The organism is Actinoplanes sp. NPDC026623 (assembly GCF_040638275.1).
Lineage (GTDB): Bacteria > Actinomycetota > Actinomycetes > Mycobacteriales > Micromonosporaceae > Actinoplanes.
The window spans coordinates 1-5,294 of record NZ_JBEZXZ010000339.1; the positions used below are offsets into that span (position 1 = coordinate 1).

The 5,294-nt window shown below is 76.1% G+C and carries 4 protein-coding genes; 2 read left to right on the forward strand and 2 right to left on the reverse strand.

Features of this window, described 5'->3' with window-relative positions:
* On the forward strand, nt 1-899 hold an 899-nt coding region (locus AB0F10_RS43960; protein ID WP_360640191.1), incomplete at its 5' end, for a helix-turn-helix transcriptional regulator.
* A gap of 3 nt (nt 900-902) precedes the next feature.
* Here the strand turns inward: AB0F10_RS43960 and AB0F10_RS43965 are convergent.
* A complete protein-coding gene (locus AB0F10_RS43965) occupies nt 903-2,024 on the reverse strand; it encodes a glycerophosphodiester phosphodiesterase (RefSeq protein WP_360640194.1) in 1,122 nt (373 codons plus the stop codon).
* A gap of 298 nt (nt 2,025-2,322) precedes the next feature.
* Between AB0F10_RS43965 and AB0F10_RS43970 the strand changes: the two genes are divergently transcribed.
* On the forward strand, nt 2,323-3,048 hold the full coding sequence (locus AB0F10_RS43970) for a hypothetical protein (RefSeq protein WP_360640197.1): 726 nt from the start codon (nt 2,323-2,325) through the stop codon (nt 3,046-3,048).
* Between the two features lie 33 nt (nt 3,049-3,081).
* Here the strand turns inward: AB0F10_RS43970 and glyS are convergent.
* Nucleotides 3,082-5,294: glycine--tRNA ligase subunit beta (glyS, locus tag AB0F10_RS43975; protein WP_360640200.1), on the reverse strand; the 2,213-nt coding region annotated here is incomplete at its 5' end.

Consider the following 5,294-nt stretch of genomic DNA (forward strand, 5'->3'; position numbering starts at 1 on the left):
CCGCGCTTGCCGGCGCCACCGGGCAGCCCGGCCTGGCGCAGAGCCACCTCGGCATCCTCGCCGTGCTGGCGGCCCTGGTCGGCGACCGGGACACCTGTGAGCTGCGGATCCGCGCCGCCGGCGTCCACGACAGCGCCCGGGGGCCGGGGCAGGCCCGCGCCTTCTGCGAATGGGCCCTGGCGCTGCTCGACCTGGTCGAGGGGAGGCCGCGGGCCGCCCTGCACCGGCTGGACGCGATCTTCGTCGGGTCCGCGGGCCGCGGCAACCTGATCGTGCAGGTCGCCGCCACCCCGCACCTGATCGAGGCGTACTGGCGCTGCGACCCGCCGCCGCACACCCCGCCGGCGGCGCGGACGGCGCTGCTCGACGGCGTCTTCGAGCCGTTCGACCGCTGGGCCGCCGGCACCGGCCAGCCCAGCTGGCTGGCGCTGCGCGCACGCTGCCGGGCGCTGCGCGCGGCGGATCCGGACGTCGCGGAGGAGCACTTCGAGGAGGCGCTGCGCGAGCACCGGCGCGGCGACGCCGACTTCGCCCGGGCGCACACCGAGCTGCTCTTCGGCCGCGACCTGCGCCGTCGGCGCCGGCCCGGCGCGGCCCGCGAGCACCTGCGCCGGGCCGAGGAGACGTTCCGGCTGCTGGACGCCGGGCCGTGGGCGGCGCAGGCCGACGTCGAGCTGCGCGCCGCCGGGGCGCCCGTGCCGCCCCGGCCGGTGGCCGCGTCCCGGGGGCTGACCGCCCAGCAGGAGCGGATCGCCCGCCTGGTCGCCGAGGGCGCCACCAACCGGGAGGTGGCCGAGCAGCTGTTCCTCAGCCCGCGGACGATCGACCACCACCTGCGCAACGTCTTCGCCCGGCTCGGCGTGCGCTCCCGGACCGAGCTGGCCCGCCGCCTGGGCTGAGGCCTACGCCCTCGCGAAGGCCATGCCGCGGGCGAGCGCGCCGATGTCGGCCTGGTCCGTGAACAGCCCGTCCAGCCCGGTACGCAGGAACACGACCTGCTCGTCGATGGCCCGGCCGTACGCGTTCGGGTCGGTGCCGACGCGGTAGTCGGCAGGCAGGAACTGGTTCTCCGCCCGGAACGTGTACGGCATGACCTTGAGCCCGGCCGCGTGCGCGTCGCCGACCAGGCTGGTCGGCGTGCCCAGGGTGCCGTCGGCCGTGCGGGGGATGACCTGGCTCTTGTCGGGCCCGATGCCGTCGGCGTAGCGCGACAGCCGCGCCAGGCCGGCCGGGGTCAGGTACTCGGCGTAGCTCGTCGGGTCCTCGAACGGGCCGCCCGCCGCCGCGGTCAGGAACACCAGCGGCGCGCGCAGCCGGTGGTCGTCGCGCAGGCTCCTCAGGTTCCCCGCCTCGAAGGACTGCACCAACACGGGCGCGTCCGCGGCATCCAGGCCGGCCCGGCGCAGGGCCCGCACCAGCGGCGTCTCCAGCTCCAGGCCGAGCCGGCGGAAGTAGGTCGGGTGCTTGGTCTCCGGGTAGACGCCGATCTCGCGGTCCAGCTCCCTGGACAGCCGCCTGCGCAGGTCGAGGACCTCCTGGAGGGTCGGCACCTGGAAGAGCCCGTTGTAGAGGGTGTTGTGCTGCCGCACCTGCGGGATGCGCTCGGTCGCCCGCAGCGTCTTGAGCTCGGCCAGGGTGAAGTCGTGGGTGAACCAGCCGGTCACCGTCACGCCGTCGAGCACGACGGTGCGCTTGCGCGACGCGAACTCGGGCCGCGAGGCGACGTCGGTGGTGCCGCCGATCTCCGGCTCGTGCCGGGCCACCAGGACGTGGTCCTTCGTGGCGACCAGGTCCGGCTCGATGAAGTCGGCACCCAGCCGGGCGGCCAGCTCGTACGAGGCGAGGGTGTGCTCGGGCCGGTAGCCGCAGGCGCCCCGGTGCCCGATGACCAGCGGATGACGCGGGTCGCCACCGCCGTGGTGGTCGAGCGGTGCGACGGCGAGCGCGGGCGCCGCGGCCCCGAGCACGGCCGGGACGCCGGCGGCCAGCGCGCCGAAGCGCAGCACCTGTCGGCGATCTGCCACGGTTCCTCCTTGTGGTTCCGCCGGCGACCGTCGCCGGAACTCCCCGGCCGAGTCCAGGCGATCACTTCGACGCCGAGGCGAAGTCGCCGTGGCGGCCAGGCGAACGCCGCTGATCGAATTCGGCGTTGGGTGTAACGGAACGGCACGCGGGGAATGACTGTCCGCAGCGGGGGCCCGACGCCTTCCGAGGTCGCCCGGACGGAAGGGTCCACTGCCCATTCATCCCTTGAGGTCGATCGAGGGTGGGCCTAGGGTGGTGGTCCGAACGCTCACAGTGAAAGGCCTTTGTGGAGTCACCATGGGATCTCTCGAGCGTCGCGCCGATCAGTGCCGGCAGGCCGCGGACGGGGTGACCCGCCCGTCCCGGCCGGACGACCGGTACGGGCCCAAGCGCGGCCCGGGTGCCGGCGGCTCCAACGAGCCGCTCTTCGGCACGCTGCCGTTCCGCCGCTCCCACGGGAGCCCGGCCGGGGCGCCGGACTCGCCCGCGCCGACCCCACCCGCCAGGGACTTCGCCGAACCCGCGCCCGCGTCCACCCGCGAGCCCCGCCCGGCCCGGCGGACCGACCTGACGGCGCTGCTCGGCCGGACCGTGCTCGAGGCGCGAGTCCAGCAGATCTGCCGGGAGTACGGCCTCATCCCGCGCTCCGGTGCCGCGGTCGGCTCGGGGCTGTCCCGCTCCTACCTGGCCCGCGCCGCCGGCGTGGAGATCGCCGCCGACACCCACGGCGTGATCACGACGGTCTTCCTGCACTTCCACGGCGACGACGGCTTCACGTCCTACTCCGGCGAGATACCCGGCGGCGCCGGCAGCGTCCCCCGCCGGCCGCACCTGTGGGCGATGCTGGGCCGGCCCGACGAGCAGGGCGCGCCCTACCGCGACCGCTTCCTGGGCGACTACGGCCCGTGGGACCGGTGGGTGCTGGCCGGCTTCGCGCTGCACGCCCAGTTCGCCCCGGACGGCGAGCGCCTCGACCGGGTCACCCTGACCCTGCCCGAACGCCTGCCGCGCGACGCCGCCTAGCCCGAGGTCCCGCCCCCGCGCACCGGGTCCGCCTCAGAGTCGCAGCTGGGGCCAGTCCAGCAGGTCCGCGCCCAGGTCGCGCACGCATGCCAGCAGGCCGAGCCGGGCGGCGCGCACCGCCGGGTCGTCCGCCATCACGAACACGTCGTCGAAGAAGGCGTTCACCGGCCCGGTGATCCGGGCCGCCGCCGCGGTGAAGCGGGTCAGGTCGGTCGCGGGCTCCAGCTCCGCGCGGGCGGCCAGGACCGCCTCGTGCAGGGTGAGTTCGGCCGGCTCCCGCAGCGCCGCCGGGTCGTAGGCCGCCGCGGTGCCGTCCGGGACGATGCGGCGGGCGCGCTGGATCGCCTCGGCCAGCGCCAGGAACTCCGGGTCCGCGATGAGCCGGCCCAGCTGGGCCAGGAGCAGGTCGGCGAACGACGGGCGGCCGGCGTGCGGCAGCACCGCGCGGACCCGGTCGACCTGGTGGCCCTCCTCGACCAGCACCTGCTCCAGGCGCCCGGCCAGGAAGGCGCCCGCGTCGGCCAGCACCCCCGCCGGGACCTCGACCGGCTGCAGCGCCGCCGCGGCGGCCAGGGACTCGGTGAGGCTGATGCCGGACAGGTCCGGGTGTGCCCGGTGCACGGCGAGCAGGCCGAGCACGGCCCGGCGTACGGCGAAGGGGTCGCTGCTGCCGGTCGGCAGGCCGACCGTCGCGGCCAGGCCGGCCACCAGGTCGAGCCGGTCGGCGAGCGACAGCAGCGCGCCCGGCACCCCCGCGGGCAGGTCGTCGCCGGCGTGGCGGGGCAGCTCGGCCTCGTAGACGGCCCGGGCGACGGCCGGGGTCTCGCCGGCGTTGAGCGCGTAGTCGCGGGCCATCACGCCGGCCAGGCTGGTCATCTCGGTGACCAGCTGGGAGCCGAGGTCGAACTTCACCAGCTCGGCGGCCCGGCGCAGGGTCGGCGACGGCTCGCCGGCCAGGGTGGTGGCGAGCGCGGCGATCCGGTCCGCGCGGTCGGCCATCGAGCCGAGCTTGTCGGTGAAGGTGAGCCGCCGCAGCCGCTCGCGCATCGCCGCCGGCGGTGTCTGCCGGTCGGCGCGGTAGAAGAACGCCGCGTCCTCGTAGCGGGCCCGCAGCACCGCCTCGTTGCCGGCCCGGACCAGCTCGACGTCGACCTGGCCGTTCGCGACCGTGACGAACATCGGCAGCAGCGCGCCGTCCGCGTCGCGAACCGGCAGGTAGCGCTGGTGCTTGCGCATCACCGTGGTCAGCACGGCCGCGGGCAGCTCGAGGTAGCGCTCGTCGAAGGTGCCGAGCAGCGGCGTCGGCTGCTCCACCAGGTAGGTGATCTGGTCGATCAGCGCGCTCTCGCCCGCGACGTCGATCCGGCCGGTGTCCCAGACCAGGTCCTGCGCGCCGGTCACGATCAGCTCGCGCCGGTCTTCCGCGTCGGCGACGACCCCGTTGATCGCCAGCGTCTCCATGAACGTCTCGGCGGACGCCACGCTGACCTGTGGCCGCTCGGCCGGGCGCAGCACCCGGGTCTCCCGGCCGGCGAGCAGCGCCGACACGGCCACCGGCACGATCTCGTCGCCCCAGAGGGCGACGAGCCAGCGGATCGGCCGGGTGAAGGCCAGGCTCGGGTCGTTCCAGCGCATGTTCCGCGCCGAGCGCAGGCCGCCGGCGACCTTCGCGAGCACCTCGCCGAGCACGGCCGGTGCCGCGCGTCCCGCCTCGTGCCGTTCCACCACCAGATGCGGTACGCCGCCCAGGTCGGCGGTCCGCAGCGACTCCACCGCCACGCCCTGCGAGCGCGCGAAGCCCGCGACGGCCTGCTGCGGGGCGGTGGCCTTCGGCCCCTTCACCGTACGGACGTGGTCGTCCTCGCGGGCGGCGACCTCGCCGACGACGGCGATCAGGCGCCGCGGGGTGGCGTGCACCCGGACGTCGCCGTGCGCGAGCCGGGTGCCGGCGAGCCGCTCGGTCAGCTCGCGCAGCACCTGGGCGCGGGCGGCGCGGGCCTCGGCGGGCGGCATCTCCTCGGTGCCGATCTCGAAGACCAGCGTGCGCGGCGCGGCGTCCTGCGGCGCCGCCTCGAACGCGGCGGCCGGGGGTCGCGGGGTGACCACGCCCAGCGGATGGCCCAGCTCCTCGCGCCGGCCCACCCAGAGCCGGGCGACGTCGCCGGCGAGGCGGCGCATCCGGGCGAACTCGGCGGCCCGGTCGGCGGTCGAGACCGCGCCGCGCGAGTCGAGGACGTTGAACGCCT